At 54.6% G+C, this 26,299-nt stretch carries 26 protein-coding genes; 4 read left to right on the forward strand and 22 right to left on the reverse strand.

Annotation, left to right across the window (positions count from 1 at the left end; translation table 11 throughout):
• Window positions 1-3: 3 nt before the first annotated feature.
• From lysA to argH, 5 genes are read right to left on the reverse strand one after another with little or no spacing between them, the layout of a single operon-like run.
• On the reverse strand, window positions 4-1,269 hold the full coding sequence (gene lysA, locus C1J03_RS18315) for a diaminopimelate decarboxylase (RefSeq protein ID WP_114887900.1): 1,266 nt from the start codon (window positions 1,267-1,269) through the stop codon (window positions 4-6).
• 41 nt (window positions 1,270-1,310) lie between these two features.
• Window positions 1,311-1,628, reverse strand: a complete 318-nt coding sequence (locus tag C1J03_RS18320) for a DUF2834 domain-containing protein (protein WP_114887901.1) — start codon at window positions 1,626-1,628, stop codon at window positions 1,311-1,313.
• 3 nt (window positions 1,629-1,631) lie between these two features.
• Window positions 1,632-1,793, reverse strand: a complete 162-nt coding sequence (locus C1J03_RS25415) for a hypothetical protein (RefSeq protein WP_162798588.1) — start codon at window positions 1,791-1,793, stop codon at window positions 1,632-1,634.
• A complete protein-coding gene (locus tag C1J03_RS25575; protein WP_174234478.1) occupies window positions 1,793-1,966 on the reverse strand; it encodes a hypothetical protein in 174 nt (57 codons plus the stop codon). The genes C1J03_RS25415 and C1J03_RS25575 overlap by 1 nt, the downstream gene beginning before the upstream one ends.
• Complete coding sequence (argH, locus tag C1J03_RS18325; RefSeq protein WP_114887902.1) at window positions 1,963-3,354, reverse strand: argininosuccinate lyase; 1,392 nt, start codon at window positions 3,352-3,354, stop codon at window positions 1,963-1,965. The genes C1J03_RS25575 and argH overlap by 4 nt, the downstream gene beginning before the upstream one ends.
• Before the next feature lie 23 nt (window positions 3,355-3,377).
• On the opposite strand from argH, the gene C1J03_RS18330 reads away from it, so the two are divergent.
• Window positions 3,378-3,947 carry a TlpA disulfide reductase family protein gene (locus C1J03_RS18330; RefSeq protein ID WP_114887903.1) on the forward strand — a complete coding sequence of 190 codons (570 nt, stop codon included), beginning with the start codon at window positions 3,378-3,380 and terminating at the stop codon, window positions 3,945-3,947.
• A gap of 350 nt (window positions 3,948-4,297) precedes the next feature.
• Here C1J03_RS18330 and C1J03_RS18335 read toward each other — a convergent pair whose 3' ends face one another.
• Window positions 4,298-5,359: a Hint domain-containing protein gene (locus C1J03_RS18335; protein WP_114887904.1), complete on the reverse strand. Its 1,062-nt coding sequence runs from the start codon at window positions 5,357-5,359 to the stop codon at window positions 4,298-4,300.
• A gap of 213 nt (window positions 5,360-5,572) precedes the next feature.
• Window positions 5,573-6,487: a lipid A-modifier LpxR family protein gene (locus C1J03_RS18340; protein ID WP_114887905.1), complete on the reverse strand. Its 915-nt coding sequence runs from the start codon at window positions 6,485-6,487 to the stop codon at window positions 5,573-5,575.
• Between the two features lie 174 nt (window positions 6,488-6,661).
• On the opposite strand from C1J03_RS18340, the gene C1J03_RS18345 reads away from it, so the two are divergent.
• Window positions 6,662-7,183, forward strand: coding sequence for a winged helix DNA-binding protein (locus C1J03_RS18345; protein WP_114887906.1), 522 nt, complete (start codon window positions 6,662-6,664; stop codon window positions 7,181-7,183).
• A gap of 24 nt (window positions 7,184-7,207) precedes the next feature.
• Here C1J03_RS18345 and eda read toward each other — a convergent pair whose 3' ends face one another.
• From eda to C1J03_RS18385, 8 genes are all read right to left on the reverse strand, one after another.
• On the reverse strand, window positions 7,208-7,849 hold the full coding sequence (eda, locus tag C1J03_RS18350; RefSeq protein ID WP_114887907.1) for a bifunctional 4-hydroxy-2-oxoglutarate aldolase/2-dehydro-3-deoxy-phosphogluconate aldolase: 642 nt from the start codon (window positions 7,847-7,849) through the stop codon (window positions 7,208-7,210).
• Window positions 7,850-7,870: 21 nt separating this feature from the next.
• The gene (edd, locus tag C1J03_RS18355) at window positions 7,871-9,670 is read right to left on the reverse strand and encodes a phosphogluconate dehydratase (RefSeq protein ID WP_114887908.1); all 1,800 of its coding nucleotides are present in this window, start codon (window positions 9,668-9,670) and stop codon (window positions 7,871-7,873) included.
• 13 nt (window positions 9,671-9,683) lie between these two features.
• Window positions 9,684-10,712, reverse strand: a complete 1,029-nt coding sequence (gap, locus tag C1J03_RS18360; protein WP_114889076.1) for a type I glyceraldehyde-3-phosphate dehydrogenase — start codon at window positions 10,710-10,712, stop codon at window positions 9,684-9,686.
• 184 nt (window positions 10,713-10,896) lie between these two features.
• A complete protein-coding gene (locus C1J03_RS18365) occupies window positions 10,897-12,447 on the reverse strand; it encodes an AMP-binding protein (RefSeq protein ID WP_114887909.1) in 1,551 nt (516 codons plus the stop codon).
• Window positions 12,448-12,610: 163 nt separating this feature from the next.
• Window positions 12,611-13,240, reverse strand: coding sequence for a nucleoside/nucleotide kinase family protein (locus tag C1J03_RS18370; RefSeq protein ID WP_254694091.1), 630 nt, complete (start codon window positions 13,238-13,240; stop codon window positions 12,611-12,613).
• Entirely contained in the window at window positions 13,237-14,004 is a 768-nt protein-coding gene (locus C1J03_RS18375) for an ATP-binding cassette domain-containing protein (protein ID WP_114887910.1), read from the reverse strand. Before C1J03_RS18375 ends, C1J03_RS18370 begins: the two co-directional genes overlap by 4 nt.
• Complete coding sequence (locus tag C1J03_RS18380; RefSeq protein WP_114887911.1) at window positions 14,004-15,086, reverse strand: ABC transporter permease; 1,083 nt, start codon at window positions 15,084-15,086, stop codon at window positions 14,004-14,006. Before C1J03_RS18380 ends, C1J03_RS18375 begins: the two co-directional genes overlap by 1 nt.
• A gap of 80 nt (window positions 15,087-15,166) precedes the next feature.
• Window positions 15,167-16,186: a sugar ABC transporter substrate-binding protein gene (locus C1J03_RS18385; RefSeq protein ID WP_114887912.1), complete on the reverse strand. Its 1,020-nt coding sequence runs from the start codon at window positions 16,184-16,186 to the stop codon at window positions 15,167-15,169.
• A gap of 192 nt (window positions 16,187-16,378) precedes the next feature.
• Here C1J03_RS18385 and C1J03_RS18395 point away from each other — a divergent pair, with 192 nt between their 5' ends.
• Entirely contained in the window at window positions 16,379-17,575 is a 1,197-nt protein-coding gene (locus C1J03_RS18395) for an ROK family protein (protein WP_114887914.1), read from the forward strand.
• A 58-nt stretch (window positions 17,576-17,633) separates the two neighbouring features.
• Here C1J03_RS18395 and C1J03_RS18400 read toward each other — a convergent pair whose 3' ends face one another.
• The 3 genes from C1J03_RS18400 to C1J03_RS18410 all read right to left on the reverse strand — a co-directional run bounded on the left by C1J03_RS18400 (window position 17,634) and on the right by C1J03_RS18410 (window position 22,096).
• The gene (locus C1J03_RS18400; RefSeq protein WP_114887915.1) at window positions 17,634-19,049 is read right to left on the reverse strand and encodes a tetratricopeptide repeat protein; all 1,416 of its coding nucleotides are present in this window, start codon (window positions 19,047-19,049) and stop codon (window positions 17,634-17,636) included.
• Window positions 19,036-20,661, reverse strand: a complete 1,626-nt coding sequence (locus tag C1J03_RS18405) for a thiamine pyrophosphate-binding protein (protein ID WP_114887916.1) — start codon at window positions 20,659-20,661, stop codon at window positions 19,036-19,038. Before C1J03_RS18405 ends, C1J03_RS18400 begins: the two co-directional genes overlap by 14 nt.
• Before the next feature lie 259 nt (window positions 20,662-20,920).
• Window positions 20,921-22,096 carry an MFS transporter gene (locus tag C1J03_RS18410; RefSeq protein ID WP_114887917.1) on the reverse strand — a complete coding sequence of 392 codons (1,176 nt, stop codon included), beginning with the start codon at window positions 22,094-22,096 and terminating at the stop codon, window positions 20,921-20,923.
• A gap of 291 nt (window positions 22,097-22,387) precedes the next feature.
• Here C1J03_RS18410 and C1J03_RS18415 point away from each other — a divergent pair, with 291 nt between their 5' ends.
• Window positions 22,388-22,924, forward strand: a complete 537-nt coding sequence (locus tag C1J03_RS18415; protein WP_114887918.1) for a histidine phosphatase family protein — start codon at window positions 22,388-22,390, stop codon at window positions 22,922-22,924.
• Between the two features lie 18 nt (window positions 22,925-22,942).
• Here the strand turns inward: C1J03_RS18415 and C1J03_RS18420 are convergent, their stop codons facing one another.
• The 4 genes from C1J03_RS18420 to phnC are packed head-to-tail and all read right to left on the reverse strand — an operon-like array spanning window position 22,943 to window position 26,257.
• The gene (locus C1J03_RS18420; protein ID WP_114887919.1) at window positions 22,943-23,836 is read right to left on the reverse strand and encodes an HAD-IIA family hydrolase; all 894 of its coding nucleotides are present in this window, start codon (window positions 23,834-23,836) and stop codon (window positions 22,943-22,945) included.
• Window positions 23,833-24,648, reverse strand: coding sequence for a phosphonate ABC transporter, permease protein PhnE (gene phnE, locus C1J03_RS18425; RefSeq protein WP_114887920.1), 816 nt, complete (start codon window positions 24,646-24,648; stop codon window positions 23,833-23,835). The genes C1J03_RS18420 and phnE (C1J03_RS18425) overlap by 4 nt, the downstream gene beginning before the upstream one ends.
• Window positions 24,648-25,469, reverse strand: a complete 822-nt coding sequence (gene phnE / locus C1J03_RS18430) for a phosphonate ABC transporter, permease protein PhnE (RefSeq protein WP_114887921.1) — start codon at window positions 25,467-25,469, stop codon at window positions 24,648-24,650. The genes phnE (C1J03_RS18425) and phnE (C1J03_RS18430) overlap by 1 nt, the downstream gene beginning before the upstream one ends.
• On the reverse strand, window positions 25,466-26,257 hold the full coding sequence (gene phnC / locus C1J03_RS18435) for a phosphonate ABC transporter ATP-binding protein (protein ID WP_114887922.1): 792 nt from the start codon (window positions 26,255-26,257) through the stop codon (window positions 25,466-25,468). Before phnC ends, phnE (C1J03_RS18430) begins: the two co-directional genes overlap by 4 nt.
• Window positions 26,258-26,299: the final 42 nt, after the last annotated feature.

The following is a 26,299-nucleotide window of genomic DNA, read 5'->3' on the forward strand; positions in this document are numbered from 1 at the left end:
CTCCTAAAGCCATTCAGGAATGGTATCTCGATTTATCATTTCGTCAAAGGTCGGTCTTGGGCGGATAACCGCGAATTGATCGCCATGCACCAACACTTCGGGGATAAGGGGGCGCGAATTATACTCGCTGGCCATCACTGCACCGTAGGCACCAGCACTGCGAAACGCGACAAGATCCCCTGCTGCGAGCGGCGGCATCATCCGCTGCTTGGCAAATGTATCGCCAGATTCGCAGACGGGACCGACAATGTCGTAGGGCTGTTGATCAACGCCTACGGCTGGCTCAATCACCGCAACAATATCATGGTGTGCTTCATACATGGCAGGGCGAATAAGATCGTTCATCGCACCATCAAGGATCAGGAAATCACGCCCCTCGCCTGATTTGACATAGATAACTTCGCTCACCATCAATCCTGCGTTGCCTGCGATCAGACGGCCCGGTTCAATCTCGATTTCGCAATCCAAATGCCCAAGTGTCTTCTGGACCATTGCACCGTACTCCACTGGTGAAGGCGGCGCGGTATTGCCTTTTTCGTAAGGGATACCTAGCCCACCGCCCAAATCAAGCCGCATGATATCATGCCCATCCGCGCGCAGGATACCGCACAGCTCGGCGACCTTCTGGTAGGCCTGCTCAAACGGGGCAAGGTCAGTTAACTGGCTGCCAATATGAACGTCGATGCCGATAATCTTGAGGCCCGACATCGACGCGGCAAGTTGGTAGACTTCGCGCGCACGTGCGATTGGGATGCCAAACTTGTTCTCAGATTTTCCGGTCGCGATTTTTGCGTGGGTTTTGGCGTCCACATCTGGATTCACGCGGATCGTAATGGGAGCAACCACGCCAAGCTTGCGCGCTACCGCGTCGAGCACCACCATCTCTGGCTCACTTTCCACGTTGAATTGGCGGATACCGCCCTCAAGCGCCAACGTAATCTCTTCGGCGGTCTTGCCTACGCCGGAAAACACGATGCGCTCGCCTGGCACGCCCGCGGCTTTGGCACGCAGGTATTCGCCACCTGACACAACATCCATCCCCGCCCCAGCCTGCGCGAGTGTGCGCAGGACGGCTTGGTTGGAATTGGCTTTCATTGCGTAGCAAACCAAATGTTCCATGCCATCAAGCGCGTCGTCGAATGCTTGAAAATGCCGCAACAAGGTCGCTGTTGAATAGACATAGAACGGCGTACCCACGGCTGCCGCAATTTCAGAAATTGCAACGTCTTCAGCAAAAAGTGCACCGTTCTTGTAGATGAAATGATCCATAATTTCCTTGGTCCTGAATACCTACGCTGCAGGCTGTCGCCCTATTTGACAGGTGCCGACCGCAGAAAAAGATAAAGTGGCAAGCCGCAGCTTACCCCAATACAGAAGGTCGCCGGGATGGCAACCAGCGCGAGCCAATTGCGCCGAACAGCTACTTCAGCCACGATCCAAACCGTCAAGGCAATGGCAGCAATTGTTAGGTCCCAAACCAATCCGCTGGAAGCCGCATTTACGTGCCATGCATCCACCATACCCCTGATATCAAAGCCATTCTGGCTGAACCATTGGATGAAATAATACATCGGATGGATGGCCCCCCAAACCGCGAGGGCCAGATAGATCATGCGCAAAATGGACATTGCTCAGAAAGTCCCGCTTACGCCGACCCGTGCTTCGCCTTCTACCTTCACGCCTGTCGTCGACGGTACTGGGTTTTCAGTAGCGCGGTAACGCTGGGTATCTTGAGATTGAGGACCGTCGCACCCTGCAAGAAACAGAGCACAGATTGTAAGTGTAATACGCATCAAAATCCCAAACCGACCGACAGCGGCCCTTTATTAATTCCGAGAACGCCGCCAACCCGCACACCGGAGTTTGACAGGGTTACAGCACCATCAACCGTTGGACGTACTGGTTCACCGTCCACACCGCATGCACTCAATGCGGTCAACACCAGCAATAGAGACAGTCGTTTCATGCCAAAACCTTTTTCCAGCGTATGACTTGGGCACGCACCTGATCGGGTGCCGTCCCACCATATGATGTACGTGAGTTAACTGAATTTTCCACCCCCAGCACATCAAAGACATCGCTAGTGATACCATCATGGGCGGATTTCATCTGATCCAGCGTCAAATCGGGCAGGTCGCAGCCATTTTTCTCAGCCAACGCAACAAGACTGCCGGTGATGTGATGTGCATCACGGAACGGCAGGCCCAACACGCGCACCAGCCAATCTGCTAGGTCTGTCGCAGTTGAGAACCCAGAGCCCGCCGCGGCGGCCAGTTGGGGTCGGTTGGCAGACATATCGCGTACCATGCCTTCCATTGCGGCCAGCGCGAGCATCAAGTTATCCGCGGCGTCAAACACCTGCTCTTTGTCTTCTTGCATGTCTTTGGAATAGGCCAGCGGCAGGCCTTTCATCACCATCATCAACGCGACATTCGCGCCAAAAATACGCCCGATCTTGGCGCGGATCAGCTCTGCGGCATCGGGGTTCTTTTTTTGTGGCATGATGCTGGAGCCGGTCGAAAAACGGTCTGACAGCGTGACAAATCGAAACTGAGCCGAGGACCAAATCACCAGCTCTTCTGCAAAGCGGCTTAGGTGCATAGCGCAAATGCTGGCCGCTCCTAAGAACTCCAGCGCAAAATCACGGTCGCTGACCGCATCAAGGCTGTTGCTCGCAGGACGGTCGAACCCCAACGCCTCGGCCGTCATCTGCCGGTCGATGGGAAAAGAAGTGCCCGCAAGTGCTGCGGCCCCTAAGGGGGATTCGTTCATGCGCGCACGCGCATCGCGCATGCGGCTCAAGTCACGGCCAAACATCTCGACATAGGCCATCATATGGTGGCCCCATGTCACTGGCTGCGCGGTTTGGAGATGCGTAAAGCCGGGCATGACCCAATCGGCCCCCGCCTCCGCCTGACCCAAAAGCGCCGTGATCAGCGCCAGCAGACCAGTTTCAGCTGCATCAAATTGATCCCGGACCCAAAGCTTAAAGTCTGTCGCAACCTGATCATTTCGGCTGCGCCCAGTGTGAAGACGACCCGCAGGTTCACCGATGACCTCTTTGAGGCGCGCTTCGACATTCATGTGAATGTCCTCGAGTGCGGTGGAATATTCGAAGGTACCGCCTTCGATTTCTGACAAGACCGTGAGCAGCCCTTCCCGAATGGAAGCCGCGTCGCTATCAGTGATTATGCCTTGTGCGGCTAACATCGCCGCATGGGCACGAGACCCGGCAATATCTTGCGCCGCCATCCGCTGATCAAACGAGATTGAGGCATTGATCGCCTCCATAATCGCATCAGGTCCAGCGGCAAAGCGGCCGCCCCACATTTTGTTCGAGGTTTTGTTTGACATTTGGCCTATCCCCGGAGGGACCCATGAAGAAAATTGCATTGGCGCTCGTGTATACGGCCCTGACATGGGGTGCAAACCCCGCCCTTGCAGGGGACGGTGAAATGATTCTAAGCCTGCGCGAAGGTGATATGAAAAAACTTGTGGTGCATGATACGCCCAAGTCCACGTCCAACGCCGCTTTTGAACTGGCGGACGATGCCGGTAATGCAACGCTTGAGGACTGGCAGGGCAAATATGTGTTGGTGAATTTCTGGGCAACATGGTGTGCACCCTGTCGCAAAGAAATGCCGCATCTGTCAGCCTTACAAAAGGAATTTGGTGGGAAGAACTTCGAAGTTCTGACTATCGCAACTGGCCGTAATTCGCCTGAAGGCATCAAGAAATTCTTTGCAAAAGCCGGCATCGAAAACCTTCCACGTCATCAAGATCCTAAACAATCACTGGCCTCGCAAATGGGTATCTTTGGTCTACCGATCACTGTTTTGATTGATCCCGAAGGGCGCGAAATTGCGCGACTGCGCGGCGATGCAGATTGGCATAGCGACAACGCACGCGCGATTATCAAAGCACTAGTGGAAGGTGAGGCCAGCTAGTTGTTTGATAACTAGAACCAACGTCGTTGTTGGTTTCATCGGTATTCAGCGGAAGTAATACTAAAATAGAATCCATACTGGCGGGCCGCTTTTCGACAAGTAGCGGCTGCCGAGTTCGATCAAAATATGTTTGAACAGCAATTTCGAAACACTATCGCTGGTAAGAAAATCCACTGTGAAAAAGACTGGGGGTTGATCGCCGCCGACAGCAGGCAGTGGCCCCGCGCTGGGAGCTGACCGCCAAAAAATGGAAGGCCGACGGTAAGGATCTTCGCCTTACACGCCCAAACGGCACCTTCGGGGCCTCTTTTTACGAAACGCCCTAAGACCTTTGATTGTTTACGCTCTGACTAGGCAGCGTGGCCGAGAATTGCCGCCTCCGAGGAAGACAACGTGCGCCGGGCAAAGCTGCCGTACGTGTGAGGGTCAAACTCCAACTCGGGATAGTGCGTCAGGAGCCGTTTTCGATCTAACTCACCAAGCGACGCGAGGGATGCAGAAGCGGGGTGAAAGCTCTCTGTCTCAACACCGTTGGCCCACATCACCTGATGTTCTTCTAACAACAGATGAATATAGGTCACTTCGCGCGCCCGCATGTCGACGGACACGGTTTTTCCGTTGATCAGATCCTTCGCCGCGACCAAAACTTCTGATGTATTGAACAGGCTTTGCGCCTTTGCGCCCTTGATCAGAACACGGTGCTGGGGCGACACCACTAAATCGCCATCAGGGCAGTCACCACCCAAAGCGCCCGCATTGATCCGCACAGGACGCAGACGCGGCATCGCAAACAGGCGGGCACCTGTCATACGCCGACTGCCGACCCATTGAACCGGCTGTGCGCCATTGTCTTTGGTCTGAATATAATCGCCTTCGGCGAGATCTTCGATCAAGGCAGAGCCATTGGGCGTTAGAATGCGCGTACCCGGCGTAAAGCAGATCACGCCGCCTTGCGCATCCGTACCGCTGTCGCCGATGCCCGAACCCAGCGTGTGGTGCACGATCCACAGATCACGGTCTCGCGGCGGCATCTCGTCGAGGAACATCAATAACGGTTGGCTACCCCGACCGACCTCGATCAAGGTCACGGTGTAGCTTTTTGCGCCGTCCGTCATGACAAAACTGTTGTCCATGATCGGCATATCGATTGTTGCCCGCTTTGGTGCAGGGTTCCGCTCAAGGGCGGTGCCAACAAGGCGGTGCACCATGCGCGCCGCGCGTTTGCGAAGTTTGTCTGCACCGTCCGCTTCATCCAGTCGCAATACGTCCGACGGTCCATCCACACGGATGGCGTCACCACGCCAGGCCCAAGCGGCCCCGACGGTCAACGCATGCACAGGTGCAGCCTCAAGACCGTCTATGTCTGTTTGCGACCAGGATATAACGAACGTGCCACGATAGCCCGTTCCCATGCCTGTCTCTGCCTCATGCTCTTTTTTTATTGAGAATAGAATAACTCAGGTGATTCGCTCTGGGAAGAGGGCAATTTATTCCCGCATGGCGGGTGTTGCATTGTTATGTCGCTTTCGTGGACGCAGATTTTCCTGAAATGACCATATTTAGTGCATCGGACTCGAGGCGTGCTACGACATGAGCTATCGCAACATGCTTTGTGCTCTTTTGTGTCAGAACCGAAAATTGACCCGAATGGACCCAACAACCTGATCGTCGTCCTGGCCTTCAAATTCTTTACCGAGCCAAGTCAGCCCATAAAAAGCGGAGGCGCTGTCGCCCTGCCAATGCACTCCGGCCCGTACGCGATCTCGGCTGCCGGTTAAGTCAAATCCTTGGTCTTCGGGCAAATAGATGCTCTTAGCAACCTGCGCCATGTCGGCCCCCACGACAAAGCTGAACCCGCCGTTGTCACTGTTTTGGATCACACGGTAGCGTTGGCCGGTCGTATTCTCGCGTATCAACAACTCGCCTTGCCCAATGTTTCCTAACGTCAGATCAAACCCTGCGCGCACAAACGTTTCGGCGCCGGCACGGCCTTCAAGGAACGGGCGCAAGGTGACCTGATCACTCAGGTCCAGTGTCCGGGCCATCTCAACAACAAGGGTCGGATCTATCCCTGAAATCTGGTTATCCAATACTTCATCAGACGGGACCTGCATGCCAAAGAGCTCGTGGAATTCGCGCTGTAAGCTCCCAAGCCCAGTCCCTGAGCCTGTCAAAACAAGATCGGCCCCCGTGCTCATGTCAAAGCCATTCCAGCCAAAATGGGTATGTGCGCCGATCGTAATCGAACCTGCGTAGGGCCGATCGCCAACATCGGGCGTCTCGAGGTTATCGGGAGCCAGCACTTCGGCTGAAAGGCGCAATTCGATCAATTCGCCAAAGCCTTGGGGCACCTGGCCTTGCCATGTCGGCCCCCACACCCGAGAGGAGGAAATCGATCCCGTGCGCCAGCGGTCTTTGCCATCCCCAAAATAGTCATTGGTAAACATGCGACCATAGCCAAGGCGGCTACGGTCTTCGGCCTGAGCCGGCGAAAGGGCAACCAGAGATGCCATGAGCACCCCTGCAAAAATTCGAAACATCGGATATCCCCGTGCAAAGCGCCCCCCGGCTTAGCTTTCGTAAACGGTTGGGTCAGCGCTAGCTAGTGCTCAACCGTAACGGCAGTAACATTTTAGCCCTTACGTGAGGCTTGTGGGCACCAGTAGATACGTTAACATAACGCTGATAAATTCCTCGCGAAAAGGCGCTTTTTCATGTCCGAAACTCCACTCCCCAACCGCCGCATTGTGTCGTCGCGCCATCTGGCTGAGGGCGAAATGTGGGAAGCCTCTGAGCTCGAATACGGGATGATCATCGCCTACAACGCCTTTAGTCGCTGGATGTCGCGCTGCATGACCGCTGCGGGCAAGGCGGATTTAACGCCGCTGGAAATTCTGGTGCTGCACAACACCAATTCGCGCGGACGCGAAAAGCGACTGACCGACATCTGCTTTTTATTGAATATCGAAGACACGCATACGGTCAATTACGCCTTGCGTAAGCTTCTGAAACAAGAGCTTTTGGTGTCCGAAAAGCGCGGTAAGGAGGTGTTTTATAGCACGTCACCGTCCGGCACGGAATTATGCGAAGCCTACCGAAAAGTGCGGAGCAGTTGTTTTCTCGATGGGTTGTCACGCATGGATTTGTCCGGGGATGAGCTGCGCGAAATCGCGGCGTCGCTTCGGGCGCTTTCAGGGCAATACGATCAATCCAGCCGCGCCGCCGCCTCTCTTTAGCGCAGCGCGGTGGCTGTGTCGCAGTCAGCGAGCGAGATTGCTTGCTGCCCTTGCCAGTTCAGTGATCGCATCCCAGTCGCCAGCCTGAACAAGCGCATCAGGTGCAACCCAACTGCCCCCGGCACAGACCACATTTGGAAGACTTAGGTAGCTGCTTGCGTTCGACGTGCTGACACCGCCAGTTGGGCAAAAGCGGATTTGTGGCAACGGCGAACCGATAGCCTTTAGCGCAGGTGCCCCACCAGACGCTTCTGCGGGGAAGAACTTGAGCATGTCATAGCCGCGCTCAAGAAGGCGCATGGCCTCGCTTGCTGTTGCGGCACCTGGCAGCGTAGGTAAATCAGCCGCTTCGCACGCATCCAACAGAATATCCGTGGCCCCGGGTGACACACCAAACAGCGCCCCTGCGTCCTTGGCGCGCGCGACATCACCGGGTGTCAGCAGCGTTCCTGCACCGACAATGCCACCTTTGACCTTTGCCATTTCAGCGATGACCTCAAGTGCGGCTGGTGTCCGCAATGTGACCTCAAGTGCTGGCAATCCACCAGCCACCAACGCTTCGGCCAAGGGACGTGCGTGAGCAATATCATGCACAACCAACACTGGGATGATCGGTGCCATGCGGGCAATCTCATAGGCTGCAGCTGATGCGTCTTGCGGGGTCATGGTCGTTCCTTTTTCGAGAGATTATAGAGCGCTAGCGCCCGTGTCGGCAGATCCAACAAGCGCGCGGAAATTGGCAAAAAGGTCGCGCCCTTGCCCATGTTCATTTCCGCTCAGATCGGCGGTGACCAATGGGCGGTCCAATACGCCCTCGGTGATAATTTCAAGCCGACCATCTTTTGCGTCAACCCGAACCACATCGCCATCAGCCAGCCGAGCAATTGGCCCGCCATCGACGGCCTCGGGGCAGACGTGGATTGCTGACAGAACTTTTCCCGATGCACCGGACATGCGACCGTCGGTCACAAGTGCGACGTTCAAGCCCTTGGCCTGAAGGTTCGCCAGAACTGGTGTCAGACTGTGCAACTCAGGCATGCCGTTGGCCTTGGGGCCCTGAAAACGGACGACAACAATCACATCGCTGGTAAATTCACCATTCTTATACGCCACCTTGACCGTTTCTTGATCATGAAACACTCGGACTGGGGCTTCGACAATATAGTGCTCAGGCTTCACGGCCGACACTTTGGTCACCGCCGCGCCAAGCGATCCGTCCAGCCGTTTGAGACCACCCGTTGCCTGGAACGGCTCTGTCGCCGGACGTAGGATCTTGTCGTTGAGCGTTTTTCCAGCGCCCGAGACCCAAGACACCTTGTCGCCGTCAAGTTTAGGTTCTTGCGTGTACCGATCCAGACCTTGGCCCGCGATCGTCTCAACACCTTCATGCAGTAAACCCGCGCTGAGCAATTCGCCGATCATAAAACCAAGACCGCCAGCTGCGTGGAAGTGGTTCACATCCGCCAGACCGTTGGGATAAACCCGGGCGATCAGGGGCGTTACATCCGCCAGATCCGAAAAGTCCGCCCAGTCGAGGATAATGCCGCCAGCGCGCGCCATCGCAACAAGGTGAATGAGAAGATTGGTCGACCCACCTGTTGCATTGAGCCCAACAATCCCGTTCACAAATGCACGTTCATCTAGCACATCGCACACCGGCGTATAATCATTGCCCAGGTGACTTATCGCCAACGCACGCTGCGCGCCTGCGGCAGTCAATGCATCGCGCAAAGGCGTATTTGGGTTCACAAATGACGCACCGGGCAAGTGCAGACCCATGAATTCCATCAACATCTGGTTGGTGTTCGCAGTGCCGTAAAAAGTGCAGGTTCCGGGGCCATGATAGGATGCCATCTCAGCGGCCATCAATTCATCGCGGCCGACTTCACCAGCGGCGAACTGTTGGCGGACCTTGGCTTTTTCATCGTTGGGCAAGCCAGAAACCATCGGACCCGCAGGCAAAAAGATCGCTGGCAAATGCCCGAAGGCTTGTGCGGCAATAACGAGGCCCGGCACGATCTTGTCACAGACGCCCAAGAAAACAGCGCTGTCGAATGTATTATGACTGAGGCCAACGCCAGCAGCCAAGGCAATTACGTCGCGCGAAAAGAGGCTCAATTCCATGCCCGGCGTGCCTTGGGTAACGCCGTCACACATCGCAGGCACACCACCGGCAACCTGCGCCGTGCCGCCAACCGCGCGGGCGGCATCCCGGATCAAATCCGGAAACCGTTCAAACGGTTGATGTGCGGACAGCATGTCATTGTAGGTCGTAATGATGCCGATGTTACCCGCGGATTTTGTTGCAAGCGCATCTTGGTCAGGGCCTGCGCCAGCATAGGCATGGGCCTGGCCGGAGCATGATAAATGCGCGCGTGCGGGCCCGTCCTCTGCGGCCCGCCGCATACGGGCAAGATAGGCACTGCGGCTATCTGCGCTACGTTCTACGATCCGATCCGTGACGCGTGCGACAATATCGTTAAGCATGTGTGCCTCCTGTTCAGGCGGGATCGTTTGCCGCGTGATTTTGCATCAGCTGCCCCATTAGGCGCGCCGTGTCATTCATACGATTCGAAAAGCCCCATTCGTTATCGTACCAGCTTACGACCCGGACCATACCACCCTCGGTCACCTTTGTTTGCGCAGGGGCAAAGCAGCTTGAGTGAGGGTCGTGGTTAAAATCGACAGAAACAAGCGGGTCAGCCTCAAAAGAAAGCACCTGCCCCATCGGCCCGTTTGACGCCGCTTGCATGGCCGCGTTCACGGCTTCGATGGTTGCCGCGTTGCTCGGCATAAAGCTGAGATCGACGAGCGAGACATTTGCCGTTGGGACCCGAACGGCAGATCCTTCAAGGCGACCCTTCATATGTGGGATCACCAGTGAGATTGCAGTTGCGGCACCCGTTGACGTTGGAACCATCGACAGCGCTGCGGCCCGGCCACGATAGGGATCGCGGTGCGCGGTATCATGCGAAGGCTGGTCACCAGTATAGGCGTGGATGGTGGTCATGTACCCCGTTTCGATCCCGAAGGCATCATCGAGCACTTTGACCATGGGTGCCAAACAGTTCGTTGTGCACGAGGCATTCGACACAACGGTATCTTCCGCCGTCACTTCGCCCTCGTTGACCCCAAAGACGATTGTGCGATCTGCCCCTTTGCCGGGTGCAGATATCAGCACGCGTTTGCTGCCATTCTCCAGATGCATCGCTGCTTTGTCACGCTGAGTGAAAAGGCCGGTACATTCGTAGGCAATATCAACGTCGCCCCAAGGAAGGGCTTTGGGATCACGCTCCGCAGTCAAGCGAATGGTCTGGCCTGCGACATGCAGCACGTCACCTTCAAGCTTGGCATCGGCCTTGAGCCGGCCATGTACAGAATCGTATTTCAGCAGATGTAACAACGTCTCTGGTGCTGCGAGGTCGTTAATCGCGACCACTTCTATTCCGTCAAAGCCATATTCCACCAAGGCCCGCAGGACGTTACGGCCAATGCGGCCAAAGCCATTGATTGCGATCTTGAGTGCCATGATAGTTCCCCTCGTTGCATCCGTCGCGTGCCGCTTGTCCAGCAGCCCGCCCATGTTAGCGCTAACCTAAGGGAATATAGTAGAGGTTTCAACCTGAACACAGCATGGTTTTTTGCACTGCGGTTCAGGCAAAGTTGAAAACAGAACGAAGTTTCAAGTATCCGCGGCCTAAAAGGCGCTCGGATCAACTGATTTGATCGCGCAATACCCGGCGCAAGATTTTCCCCGAAGCAGATTTGGGGATTTGATCGACGAAGATCACTCTGTGCAGTTGTTTATACGTCGATAGCGTGTCTTTGATGAACGCCTTGATCTCATCTTCTGTAGGAGCGGGATCTGCAACTACGACAAATGCAATCGGCAGTTCTCCTGCTTCTTCATCGGGTTGGCCAATGACCGCAGCATCGGTAATGCCCGCATGACCGACCAGCGTTGCCTCAAGTTCAGCGGGAGCGACTTGAAAGCCTTTGTATTTAATCAACTCTTTCAAGCGGTCCACAATAAACATGTAGCCATCCGTATCAATCAACGCGATGTCACCTGTTTTGAGCCATCCGCCCGGAGCCATCGTTCCTTGGGTAGCCGCATCATTATTGAGATAGCCCAGCATGACTTGCGGGCCTTTAATCCACAGCTCGCCTGTCTGGCCTGGTGGCTGATCCTTGCCGCTGTCTGGATCAACGATGCGGCAATCAGTGTTCGACACTGCAAAGCCTGATGCCCCTGCACGCGGAGCGGAACTGGGCGTGACGTGCGATACGGGGCTGAGTTCTGTCATGCCGTAGCCCTGCGCCACCACACAATCCAAACGGCTGGCCACAGCGTCGGATAATTCCGCCCCCATAGGAGCAGCCCCGCAAAAGATTTCTTCAATGCTACTTAAATCGAACTGGTCGACGATTGGGTGTTTTGCCAGCGCAAGGGCGACCGGCGGGACAACCCACATACGGCGCGCTTTGTGGTCTTGGGAAATGCGTAAGAAAAGCTCCAGATCAAAGCGCGGCATGGTCACCAAAGCGCCACCACAACCCAGATGAATATTCATCAAGGCAGTCATTCCGTAGATGTGAAAGAACGGAAGGAAAGCGGCCGCGACCTCACCCGGACGGAAACCTGTGCCAAGGCAACACTGATCTACATTGACCACAAGATTGCGATGCGACAGCCGGACACCTTTGGGCAAACCAGTCGTTCCCGAAGAATAGGGCAGCACGACACTATGGGTTTCAATGTTGACGGGCACCTGTTCGGATATCGGTTCACCCATGAGATCCTCAAGGGAAACCATCCCGTCCGCCGGTTCTATCGTCACGATTTCCCGGACTTTCGTACCAGCAATACCGGCTTGTGCCGCTTCCAGAATGGCGGGAACGGTAATGAGTAACTCGGCTTCGGAATCGTTGAGCTGGTGCATGATTTCTGAAGCTGTGTAGGTAGGGTTAAGCGTAGTGATCGTCCCTCCTGCCCAAGCAACGGCATGAAAAATCACACAGTACTCTGGGCTGTTAGGCGCAATCACTGCAACGGTTTGCCCCTTGCCAAACCCCTTGGCCGTCAGACCTCCGGCCAGACGTTTGACGCGGTCCAAAAATTCGGAGGCAGTAATGGTGGTACCCGTCAAACCATCTGTCAGCACAACTTCATCAGGGCGACCTACAAGCCCTTCGAAAACCCGTTCCGTGATGCTCTGATTGGTCAGAGGCACATCTTTTAGGGCGGTTTTGTAAACTGTCATGCGAGGCTCCTTGTTAACAAGAGACTAACACTGGATTTTGCTCTGTCTACAATCTTTGCCGGTGTGAGATGTGAGCGCCGCACTATCTGATCAGACCCGCAATCACGACACTTCAACATGTTCGGGATACCTCAAAAGAAGAACCGTTAGATCTCCTACATCACTAAGCTGTCAGGGTTGCATCCGCGATCAGCGCCGCCTTGATCACACGTTCTGCATTCGGCAAATCGTTTTCAGACGCACGTGCTTCGGCCTGTTTTGTGGACAAACCATGCTCCAACCATCGCGCTACCAATCGTGCGCGCAAGACGTCCATCGGCACATCCAGGCGGATAGCGAAGTCCCACAACGGATGCAGGTCGCGCCACACCGGTTCATCAAAGAGCAGGTAGTTCCCTTCGACGATGACCGTATCAACATTTGCATCTACCTGCCCGGCCCCGGCAATTGCGATGTCACGGGCTCTGTCAAAGGTGGGAAAGAACACTGCATCCTCAATGCCTAGACGCCGGACAAGTTCATAAAAACCCGCAGCATCGAATGTCTCTGGCGCACCCTTTCGCCTTAGCAGGTCGCGCTCAATCAAAATCGGATTGTGCAAATGAAAACCGTCCATTGGAACAACCTGAGCTTGACTGCCCGCGCCGATTAGCGCCTCAGCCAATTGCTCAGCAAAGGTTGATTTACCGCTGGCCGGTGGACCAGCGAGCGCCACCAAACGACGACGCCCCTTGCGCGGCGCAGCCATAATTTGCTCTGAGAGTTTAGCCGCAATGGCTTTGGTATCGGTCACGCCGCAGCAGGCGCTTCTTTAGCGCCGGTCATAAAGGCAACAGCATCAGACATCGTGTAATCCTTCGGATCAATCACACAAAGACGCTTACCCAAACGGTGCACGTGTATGCGATCGGCCACCTCGAACACATGAGGCATATTGTGGCTAATCAAGATTATCGGAATACCACGCGACTTAACATCCTGAATAAGCTCAAGCACCTTACGGCTTTCTTTGACGCCCAAAGCAGCGGTGGGTTCATCCAAGATGATAACCTTGGAGCCAAAAGCCGCGGCGCGGGCCACGGCGACCCCTTGGCGTTGACCACCCGAAAGCGTCTCAACCGCTTGGTTGATGTTTTGGATGGTCATCAGCCCCAGCTCCGTCAGCTTGTCACGGGCCATGCGCTCCATTGTCGGGCGGTCCAATTGGCGCAAGAACTTGCCGCGCCAGCCGGGCCTGCGAATTTCTCGCCCCATAAACATGTTGTCGGCGATCGACAACGCCGGCGACATCGCAAGGGTTTGATAGACCGTTTCAATCCCAGCATCCCGCGCTTGGATTGGAGAGGTGAAATTCACCTTTTCACCCTCCAGAAAGACTTCACCCGCGTCTGGGATAACAGCGCCCGATACGGCCTTGATCAGAGAAGATTTCCCGGCACCATTATCGCCAATGACGGCCAAAATCTCGCCCGGATACAGTTCAAAATCGCAGTTATCCAATGCAGTGACACGACCGTACCGTTTGACCAACCCGCGTCCTTGTAAAATCGGTTCCATTATGCGGCCACCTTTCTGATCCACTGATCCACAGCAACCGCCGCAATAATGAGAGCGCCGATCAGCAAGAACGTCCATTGAGCGTCTGCGCCCAGCAAGCGCAACCCAAGCGTAAACACCCCAACGATCAATGCGCCAAACAAGGTACCTAGTATGGAGCCGCGCCCGCCAAAGAGAGAGATGCCCCCGATAACAACGGCGGTGATGCTTTCGATGTTCAAAAGCTGTCCAGATGTGGGGGATACCGACCCGATCCTGCCGATCAGGGCCCATCCCGCGAAGGCACAGATCAAACCGGCCAGCGCATATACAGAAATGAGCGTGCCTTTGACATTAACCCCCGACAGCTCTGCGGCCTCGGGATCATCGCCCACAGCGTAAACATGGCGCCCCCACGCGGTGTGTTTGAGAACATAAGAGAGCAACAAAATCACACCAACCATAAACAGTACACCATAGGTGAAATTCGCCCCGCCCCGGCCATCAGCGTCGGCTCCGACTTTGAACGTGGTGCCTAGAAATTGAAGCAATGGTGCGTTGGCGGCGATATCCTGACTTCGGATGGTTTCATTCGCAGAATACAGAAAATTCGCCGCAAGCACGATTTGCCACATCCCAAGCGTTACGATGAACGGCGGCAGCTTCATCACGGCGATCAACCAGCCATTGACCGCCCCGATGCCTGTCCCAATGATCAATCCGCAGGCCACAGCGACTTCGACCGGCAGGCCGTAGCGAAAGGTGAATTGCCCCATGATAACAGAAGAAATAACTGCAATGGCCCCTACGCTGAGGTCGATGCCTGCGGTCAAAATAACCAACGATTGGGCCGCGGCCACAATACCGACAATCTGGACCTGTTGCAGGATCAAGGTCAGTGCGAAGGGCGAAAAGAACTTAGAACCCAGAAGCATTCCAAAAATGACAATAGCAGCGAGGAGAACGATCAGGGGAACCAGCGCCGGTGTCGTATGCAATGCGTGGTGGAAGCTGCCAACAAAACCACGTCTATGGTCGTCAAATTCCGCAACAGTTGCCCGACTTTGTGTTGCCGCGCCTTCGTAATCGTCCTGCGATGACATCCCGAGTGATCCCCTTAACACTTAAATAAATACCGGACCCTGATCTGGGCCCGGCGGTTTTCAAAACGCTTGCGAGGGTATTAGCCCCAGCAGAGCTTGGTGCCTTCAGCAGTATCGATGCTGTCCACACCGTCCACTGGCTTGTCCGTCACCAGCGCCACACCCGTATCAAAGAAATCCTTGCCGTCTGTCGCGGCAGGCAGAGTGCCATCCTTGGCAAAGGCAGCAATTGCTTCAATCCCTTTTGAGGCCATCAGCAGTGGATATTGCTGCGACGTGGCACCAATCACACCGTCTTTGATATTGGCCACACCGGGGCAACCACCATCGACCGATACGATCAAGACATCGTTTTCACGGCCAATCGACTTGAGTGCCTCGTAGGCGCCAGCTGCCGCAGGTTCGTTGATAGTGTAGACAACGTTAATCTCAGGGTCGAGAGCCAGCAGGTTTTCCATAGCTTTGCGGCCACCTTCTTCGTTGCCCGCCGTGACGTCATTCCCGACGATACGTGCGTCGGTTTCATCACCCCATTTGTTGGGGTCGCCCAGGTCGATGCCAAAGCCTTGTAGGAAACCCTGATCACGCAGAACACCAACTGTGGGTTGGCTAACGGCCAGATCAAGCATCGCGATCTTAGCAGTCGCCGCGTCATCGCCCAGCGCGCTGGCGGCCCATTTACCAATCAACTCACCTGCAAGGAAGTTGTCCGTTGCAAAGGTCATATCGGCTGAATCAATTGGCTCTAGCGGTGTATCGAGTGCGATCACCACCAAACCTGCATTGCGGGCTTGCTGAACGGCTGGCACGATGGAGGATGTATCGGAAGCGGTCAAAAGAATGCCCTTTGCGCCATTCGCGATGCAAGTCTCGATCGCAGCGACTTGGGTTTCATGGTCGCCATCAACCTTACCCGCATAGCTGTTGAGCGTGATGCCTAGTTCTTCTGCTTTGGCCTCGGCCCCTTCGCGCATTTTGACGAAAAATGGGTTGGTGTCGGTCTTGGTGATCAAGCACGCAGATACCCCGTGGCCATCAGCAGATGCTGTGCCAGCCATAGCGATCATTGCAAGCGCGGTGCCGGTAATAAGTTTATTCATGGTTTCCTCCCAAGAAACTATTTTCAAATATTGCCGCAGATCTTTCCGAGACAAACCCCAAAGGCGCTACACCCTCAGATTGCGTATCAAAAAGCCAGATTCGCTTTGCGCTGTCAATAAATAAATAAAGTTGATTTATTAATCGATCCGAGTCACCTTTTACGCAGATGATTAAAGGCATATGGTTCGCCAATGGACGGTAGTAATCCAGTAACAGGGCGTCGGGGCGTAAACCAAAGTGGGGTACGCGACCATAATGAACGGCTGTTGCTGTCGATGCTGCGCCGCCTTGGGCCCACGCCCGGGAGCGACCTAGCGAGGCTTTCAGGGCTGTCTCCGCAAACCGTCTCTATTATCCTGCGCAAGCTGGAAAAGGACGCAATCCTTAAACGCGGCGACCCAATCCGGGGCAAAGTCGGCAAACCATCAATCCCAATGCACCTTAATCCAAACGGCGTTTTATCGTTGGGTCTACGAGTGGGGAGGCGCAGCGCAGATCTGCTGCTTTTGGATTTCACCGGGGCTGTGCGCAAACAAGCGCACATCGCCTATCAACACCCCGTGCCCGATGAAATATTTTCGTTTCTAGAAAATGGGATTACAGAGTTCTTAGCTGACCTTTCTGAAGATGCCCGGGCGCGCATTTGCGGCATTGGTATCGCGATGCCGTTTGAGCTTTGGAAATGGCACAGCGATGGGCCGGAGACCGAACCCATGAAACATTGGGAAGGAATTGATTTCCCACAAGTCGTTGCGCAGTTTTCGGAGCTGCCGGTGTTTGTCGATAATGATGCAACCGCGGCTTGTCAGGCCGAACATCTGCACGGGCGAGGGTCCGATTTCCGCGATTATGCGTATTTCTTCATTGGGTCCTTCATTGGCGGAGGTGTCGTTTTGAACGGAACCGTCTTTGAGGGCCATCAGGGTAATGCTGGCGCTTTGGGGGCGTTACGTAGTACTGGCCCGTCGGGGGAAAGTCGTCAGTTGGTCGATGTTGCCTCGTTGCATTTACTTGAATCTCGCCTAAACGATGCGGGCATTGATCCGGGCATCCTGTGGCAAACCCCACAAGATTGGTCCTCTATCATGCGCTACGCTGATCCTTGGATTGGTGAGACCGCACAAGAGTTGGCAAAGGCATCCTTGTCGATCTGTTCTGTCATCGATTTTGAAGCGATCCTCATTGACGGTTCTTTTCCTAGCGAAATTCGCGAAGCGCTTGTGGAACGGGTGCGGCGCTACCTTGTCACCCAAGACACCCGCGGCCTGATCACCCCACGAATCGAAGCCGGAGCCATCGGACCTAATGCCCGTGGTCTTGGGGCCGCGAGCAGCCCCATTGTGGCACAGTTCATGCTGGACACAAATTCAGGACTTGGCCGAGGCTAAATTTGCGACATCCAGCGGGGAGATGTTCTACTCCCCTGCCCCACCATCAAGGCCGTACTTACGACGCGATAACCGCCTGAGCTTTAGCCGTTGCTCGATCTGCATTGCTATGATCACCCAAACCTTTGAACGCACGTGCGACAGCGCGCCAATTTTGGACAGACGTCGGTTTGACGCCTGTGCGTTCGTTTGCAAGCGCTAGGGCAAGGTCGAAGTTACGGGCACGCAACGCAGCTTCAAGCAACGTCCAGCCTATAATATCGCGTTGCGCGTAACTGCCGCCAAGACGGTGGGTCATGTAACGCACCGGCAAAAGGCGTTCGACACAAGATGCGTAGTTCTCATCCTTAAAGTCGCGCATCGCCAAACAAAACGGCAAGCCGATCTCGCGGGTCATGGCAGTGTTCGCGTCCGACGCGCTTTCAAGATAGCGTTCATTGGCGGTCAGCAACGCCTTTTGCGCATCTTTGCGGTCGTCGGACACAAAGGTCAGCATCGCGTGCACATCGTTGAACGCATAAAGCGTGTCTTGTGCGGCGGGTTCCCATTTATTGGCCAAATGCGTCCATCGATCACCAGAGTCCTGACCCACCAAATTCATTCGCCACAGAAGGGCCGCAGCATCGAGTTCTTCGTAACGGTGACCTTCTTTGTTTCGGGAATCCAGCTGGGTATCAAAGATATTATAGACCTGATCATATTGCTCAAGATCAAGATGATAGAGCCCAGTGTGCCACCACAAATGATTGGCAAAGTTCGACGTGCCCCAAAGGCCAGCGCGGTCTTTCATAAAGCGAATGCCACCGGCCTGATGACCGCGCATTTCCATTACGTGGCTGACGGTGTGGATCGCATAAGGGTTGTCGGGGCGGATAGAAAGCGCCTGCAGCGCCATATCTTCGGCGCGCGAAAAATCACGATTTTCTTCCAACCCAAAGGAATAAAAACCCAAAACAAACTCATACCCGGGAATGTCTTCGTCCCAAAGGTTAAAGACACGGGCCACAACATCGCGTTGGCCCTGAACGTCACCCAGCAAAACCATGGTGTAATGGACCAACTCAAGCGCAAGTAAATCCATTGGGTAGGTGGTCAGCACCGCCTCCCACTTCTGGACTGCGCCAAAGAAATCGCCATCTACCCAAGCCTTGATCGCTTCGAAATGGCCGCGCTCACGGTCATTGGCGCTGGCCATGCGACGCTCAGCCTGACCCAGACTTTCCAGCATTACATCGTAGATCCGTGTCTCCATTGCCTGCGTTAACCAGCCCGCCTTAAAGAGCCACCCCATGATGAAATCAGGATGTTCAGCCAGCACAGTGTCGATTTCGGCAATGGCATCACCGCGAAACGTCAGTGACATGATAACGGCACGTTCCAGCCCATCGATCGCACCGTGATCGGCATAAGATACCGGCACACCGCGTACATCTCTGAGGCATACAGGGAACTTCAAGGCTTCAGATCCGGCCATCGTACGCGTTCCTTCCGATTACTGCTGAAATCAATGTGAATGTATCTTTGGTAAACGCATCGGTGATCGCCGCATTGAGACTTTCGCGGTCACGGCAAGTCACGCCAATGCCCCCCATCGCGTCCGCAACGCGGGGAAAATCAGTACCGGGGAATTCGACACCAAGGTTTGGCATCTGGGTGCCGCGCTGTTTCAGCTCAATAAGGCCAAGTTGTTCGTCGATGAACACCACAATGGGGATGCCCAACTTGAGATCGCGGGCTGTTGCCAGTTCACCAAGGAACATCTCGACCCCTGCGTCACCAACAAAGGCAATGACAGGCCGGTCAGGTTCCGCTTGTTTGCGGCCAATGGCCAACGGTACGGCACAGCCCATTGTACATAAAGCCGTGGATTGCAGCACGCCATGCGGCACGTCAGCCTCCCAGACATGGGACATAACAATGCGGTGCGCCCCGCTGTCTGCGGTGGCGATGGTGCCTGCCGGACAGGCTTTGCGCGCTTCATTGACAATGGCAGCAGGGCCCCATGTTTCTTCAATATTAAATGCTGTTCTTAACGCGCTCTTCGCCACCGCGACCTCGTTGCCAGACCAGTGTTTTGCGGGATCCCCAGATGGGCCCAAAGCCAGCAGGGTGTCCGCAACCGAACCCACAAAATTCAGCGCGGATTGGTGCATGTAATGGGTGTTGGTAACGGCCGTGATATCGATGACGTTATGGTCAGGCGTTACAATATCCCGCCAACCAATGCGCATTTCAATTGGATCATAACCTGCCAGAATGATGCAGTCCGACTGGGCAATCAGCGGATGTACGATTTTATCGCAGACTGGAGACAACCCAGCTCCACCAAGCGCCAGATCGTGCGTTTCGGGCAGAATGCCTTTGGCCTTGTAGGTTGTCAGCAGCGGGATATTGCGGCTGGTACAGAATTTGGCCACCGCGGCGCTGTCCAGATCGCCAATCGCATCTACGCCCGCCAGCACGATGGGGCGTTTCGCGGCGGCAAGCCAGGCGTTCGCCACAGCTAGCGGCCCAGGTGCCGGCACCATCGCCACATCTGGTTGGTGGCGCGGCTTCATCCAACTGCTAGATACCTCGCGTTGCACGTCAATTGGCACATCCAAGACAACAGGTCCGGGTTGTCCAGACGTCGCGATCTTGAGCGCTTTGTCGATCACGACCCCAGCGGTGCCAGCCTCCACTCGGAATACGGCCTTTGTGATCGGCTCAAGGAATTTCACATGATCAAAAACCTGATGGGTATAAGTTTGCGCCTCGATCGCAGGGACGCAACCGGTAAGCACGATCATTGGAACACGGTCTTGCCAAGCGTTGGCGATGGCATTCGCGGCATTCGCAATACCCGGCCCGATCGTGGCAAAAAGCACCCCGGGCGCACCGTCCGCATGATAGGTACCTTCGGCCATAAACCCACCAGAATTTTCATGCTTCACCAAACTGACAGACAGCCCGGCCCGATCCAAAGCGTCCATCAACGCCAGAACCTCGCCCCCCGGTATGCCAAAAGAATGACGGCATCCCGCATCAAAAAGGCGTTGTGCTATGACGTCGGACGCTGATTGAGCGGCGGGATCTAGATCATTCATGGCTTGGTTTGTCTTTCAGCAATTTGCATATGGCCGTTCGCGGTCTTCGGGTTCATCATATTTCATAGCCTGCCCACAGCGGGTTGCGCAGCATAACTATGCCACCTCAGCCAATTGTGAACGTGCAACTGCCCCGAAATGTCTGTTTCAAAGGCTGTGAGCTCGAATACCTCGTGACGCTGTGCATCAAAAAGCTGCTGTTCGTAACATTTATTTCAATTTTGAACGCTACGATCTTGGCTTGTGCAACAACTGCCCGTCAAAAACGCTTGCGTGACGGAACTATTGCACGGCGCAGCGCCATTGTGGCCTCAACGGCCGCCAATACAGCCACGATGATTAGAAGCGGCGTGTATCCAATTTCAACGATCAGCCAGCCAGCGATCAACGGGAAACCAAACACGCCGACGAAATAGGTCAACGCAAAAAGTTGAAGCGTTTGAGGCCCCAAGTGTTCCTCTGCATCATTCGCGGCCATGGCAACAAGGATCGGATAGGAAACACCGTAGCCCAACCCAAACAAAATCGCGACGACGACATAAAGCAGCGCGCTACCTCCGCTCACAATGAACAAAACCACACTGGCGCACATTAGGTATTGGAGGATTGCGATCGTAAGGTACGGGTTCTTTCCGCCTTTGAACCGGACAAGCAAAAGCCGAAACACGATTACGGTCATTGTGTAGACCAAAAAGAAGGTGCTGTACTCTAGGCCCCTGTCATCTGCAAATACGGTTTGAAAATTGTTCAGACCTGAGAAGACGCTGGCGCCCAGACACACCATAATAACAGGCAACAGAGCTCGCGATTTTAAGACCGCGACAATTGAGGCCCATGTAATCCGTGAAGACCCTTCAGGTGCAGGGTTAAGCGCATGAGATTTGATGGGCTTGTCGAGACTAAGAAACAAGAACGCACTGATCAGGCAAAATGCTGATGTGACATAGAAAGCGTCGCGGATTGAATATCCAAATTTTTCCAGGAGCGATGCCAAAACCGGGGCCAGCCCAAAGCCTGCCATCACGAAAATAGACAATAATGCAAAAAACCGCACGCGCTCGGCTGCGCTCACCAAACGTGTCAGGACGATCGGGGCAAGTGAATACGTCAAGGCCCACCCGAACCCCAACAGGACGCTCGCAAGAACAAGCGAGATGCCCACCGAACTTACCGAGCCATAAAGATATAGCGATCCTGATATGGCAAAGCAGGCGATGCCAAGCGTGCGAAGCCGTCCCAACATATCTGACAGATGACCGGCAAAATAGACGGTGAATATTGTGGCCAGCGTTGTCACCAGAAGCATCACACCGACGACTTTCTCACTTGCACCAAAGCTGCTGAACAGCCGAGGCAGCATGAAGGTCAGGCCATAGGCCCCCGACTGCAAGAAGATCGCCGTGAAAAACAAGATGAGTGTCGAGGATCGTGACATTTCGTATCCGGTCGCTGCTGTTCACCGCGACGCTCAGGCTTGTGGTGCGCTTTAGCAATGGCTTTCTGTGTGGGGTGCACAAAAGAAGTTGGAGCAGATCCCTACACTTGTGGCCAACAGGTGCGATTGGCACCGAGAATGACAGGTGAGGACCATTGCAAGCTGCCTCTTTGCAATTGACAATCAGATGCTGTTTTAGAGTTAGAGAGGACGGTAGAAATACAAGCCATCGCGCCATACCCGAGGGCGTGCTATGTCGGTCAAAACGAGATATTTAGGGATAACTGTTGCATGGCAATCTATTTCATTCGGCATGGTCAATCTGAATTCAATGCGGCTTTTCAGGGTGACATTGACCCACTGATCTTTGATGCGCCGCTGACACAGCTTGGATTTGAACAAGCAAGTGAGGCGCGCAAAACCATTGCTGAGTTGGAGATCAAACGCGTCATCGCGTCTCCCCTTACGCGCGCGCTCCAAACTGCCAATACAATTTTCGATGGGATTGCGCCTATTGAAGTTCGCCATGGCCATCACGAGCTTCTTAAATACAGCGGCGACGTCGGCAGGCACCCGGATGCCTTAAGCGTTGATTTTCCGGACCTTTCATTTGGACACTTACCGCCAAGGTGGTGGTATCCCCACGAAGGCTCAGAAGATCTCGTGCCGAAAGAACCCGAACAGGTGTTTCAGAACCGTATCGCTAACTTCGTTGAAACCTTGGCCACTATCGAAAGCGAGAATGTTGCAATCGTTGGTCACGGAAACGCGTTTCAAGAAGTTATCGGCTTCATGCTGCAAAATTGTCAGATACATCAGTATCGATAGGCAGCTTGGGTTGCGATGCTAAGGGCGGTCCAAAATGAAGTCCGGACAAATTCCAGATTGCTCTATCGGTGCCATCACATCGTTGCCAGCAAAGAATCCAAATCCAGCAATCAATGCGGTTTTGACACCAGCGATTTGACCGCCCAAGATATCCGTATGAAGGCTATCGCCGACCATCACAATCCGCTGCATGTCCGGGTCTTCGAGCCGTTCAAATGCGAGATCAAAGATGTTCTGAAATGGTTTGCCAAAGAACCGCGGTGATACCCCGGTACGGTCCGCCAGTTGGTGTGCAAAGGCCCCCGGTTCCGTCGAAAACCCAGTTTCACGTGGGGCCACAATATCAGGGTTGCCGACGTAAACAGGGCGCGGGTTCTGGACAAGCGATGCTTCAAGCATGGCTTGTCGATCCAGTGTCCAAGCAGCACCGCCAATTAAAAGAAACGCTTCAGCGGCATCATAAACGGCCGGATCTTCACCAAGATAGGTAATATTGAGGTCTTCGATATCCGCACGCCCAAGACTTTCGGTCGCCATCAATCCCCAGTGGCATTTGGGTTCAGACTGCAAACCGCGCAGCAGCGTTTTCCGGCTTGTGATGACGTCCTCAGGGGCAAAATCATATCCAAGGTTCCGGTACTTGGTCATCAGATTAGCATGGGGGAAGCCAGCTGCGTTTGACACGACCAACACCCGTTTGCCCGCCTTTTGCAAACCCCTTATCCGTTCAGGAACACCTGCAATCGCAGTTTCACCGATGTTGAGAACACCAAAAGCGTCTAGCAAAAAGACGTCCATCTCTTCAGCAATCGCGTCGAGATTGGGCAGCTGTTTGCATGCCCCTTTTCTCGCCACTGTAGGTAGGCGATGCCTGACGGCCTCATAGGCCGCAAACGCCTCATGCACGTTCAAATGATAGCGCCTCTAACTTTGGCCGAGACCCACTCCGAAATCACAACAGCTGCGAGAATGACCAACAAGATGAGCGATACTTGTGGCCAGGCCAACACGTTGAGAGACGAAGACAATTGCAACCCGATACCGCCAGCCCCAACAAGGCCCAAAACTGTCGACTCGCGGATGTTAATGTCCCACCGAAACACAGCGATCCCTGCAAAAGCCGGCATGATCTGCGGAACGATACCGTATGCCATAACCTGCCAACGCGACGCCCCGGTCGCGGTGATCGCTTCAACTTGCGTTTCATTGATTTCTTCTATGGCCTCATACAAGAGCTTTGCACAAAACCCGATAGACCTGATCGCGATTGCGATAACGCCCGCAAAAACGCCGGGGCCAATGATGGCAATCAGCAACAACGCCCAGATCAAAGAGTTGATTGAGCGGGTTGAGACGATGATCAAGAGCGCAATTGGGCGAATGAAAAGCGCCGACGGCGTTGTATTGCGCGCCGCCAGAAACGCGACAGGAACAGCAAGAAACAACGATATGATCGTGCCCAGTGTCGCGATGTTCAACGTATCCCAAATGGGCTTACCGAGCTGGGCAATGTAAGACCACTTTGGCGGCGTTGCGCGCATCCAAATGTCATTCGCGATCCGCGGAGCGTCCCAAACAAAAAACCACGTGGTCGTGTTCGAGATTTGCTGCCAGCAATAGCCAAAGATCGCGACCCCGATGAGCCATAGAACCCAATGGCTCAAGCTTTCTCGGCCGGTGCGTCGATGCCAGATCTTTAGTCCTTTTTCGTTACGTATAGGCATTACTGGACCCTCGCACGAACGACGCCGGATAGGTATTCAAGCGCCATGACTATCAAGATGATAACCAGCAATATCGCTGCGGCCGTATCATATTCATAACGATCAAAGGCAGTGTTCAGCGTGGCACCGATGCCCCCCGCCCCCACAAGCCCCAGAATGGCACTTTCGCGGAAGTTGATATCAATTCGGTAGATCGAAAGCCCGATCAGACGCGGCATGACCTGCGGCTGTACTCCGTAGTTGATCCACTGTGTCCACCGCGCGCCAGAAGCTTTGATCGCCTCGGCCTGCACTTTGTCCATGCTCTCAATGTCTTCCGCCAAGAGCTTGGACAGAAAGCCGATTGTTGCAAAGCTGAGCGTCAGGAAACCCGCAAGAGGACCAAACCCAAAAATCGCCACCAGCAAGATGGCCACGATAATTTCCTGCAAGGCTCGGCTGATAGCAATAATGCTGCGGCAAATCAGATAAACAGGTAGCGGGGCCACGTTGCGCGCAGCACCCAGTGCGATTGGAATGGAGATCGCGATACCAACAACGGAAGAGGCAACCGTCATGACGATGCTCTCGATCATGCCTTCCCAAATATCCGTTGAGCGCGTTGTAAAGTCGGGAGCCATAAAGGCGAGAACGAACTTCTTGCCCCGCTCCAGCCCTTCATAAACGCGCGACCAATTCACATCGATCGTCATATAGGCGGCCACAAGATACGCGAGAAAGCCGCCGATCAGCAGCAACCTAAGCCATCTGCGCTGAACAAAGGGCGGTTTCTTCCATGGCTGACCGATACGGGCGGCAGCGTCGAAACTAGTATCGCTCATTGCGCGGCCAACTCTTCTTCGTCGTCGACCTTTTCGATGGTCGCTTCCCAGTCTTCTGCGCCATAGATCGTGGTCAGGACTTCTGGGGTTAACCCATCAGGCGGGCCATCAAATTCGACGGCCCCCAAGCGCAACCCAATGACACGCTGAACAAACATCTGCGCAAGGGCCACATCGTGAATGTTAATAATCGCGGCAAGCCCACGTTCTTTGCACAGCTCGCAGATCAGTCGCATGATCTGGCGCGATGTCTTGGGGTCCAAAGACGCTGTGGGTTCATCCACTAAAAGCACCGCCGGGTCTTGAATAAGTGCACGGCAAATGCCGACGCGCTGGCGTTGGCCGCCCGAAAGCTCATCCGCGCGCTTGTCGGCCATATGCGCCAATCCCACTCGGTCTAGCAGGCGAAATGCTTCATCGACGTCTGATTGTGGAAAGCGGCGGAGAAAACTGCGCCAAAAGCCAACATAGCCAAGACGTCCTGAAAGTACGTTTTCCATGACGGTCAGCCGCTCAACAAGCGCATATTCCTGAAAGATCATGCCCATACGGCGGCGCTCTCGGCGCAATGCGCCCGAAGACAGTCCCGTCAGCTCAACATCACCTAGATAAACCTTGCCAGATGTTGGCTCTACCAGGCGGTTAATACAGCGAATAAGGGTCGATTTACCGGCACCCGATGGGCCGATCAAAGCAAGAACCTGCCCTTCCGGCACTTCCAGCTCAACAGCCTTCAAGGCCTGATCGCCCGTTTTATATGTCTTCACAAGCTTCTCAAGCCGCAGCATGAAAGCCTCCCCACCCCAAGTGTTTTTTGTTGGAAAGGGCGG

The sequence above is a fragment of the Sulfitobacter sp. SK012 genome (assembly GCF_003352085.1).
Lineage (GTDB): Bacteria > Pseudomonadota > Alphaproteobacteria > Rhodobacterales > Rhodobacteraceae > Sulfitobacter.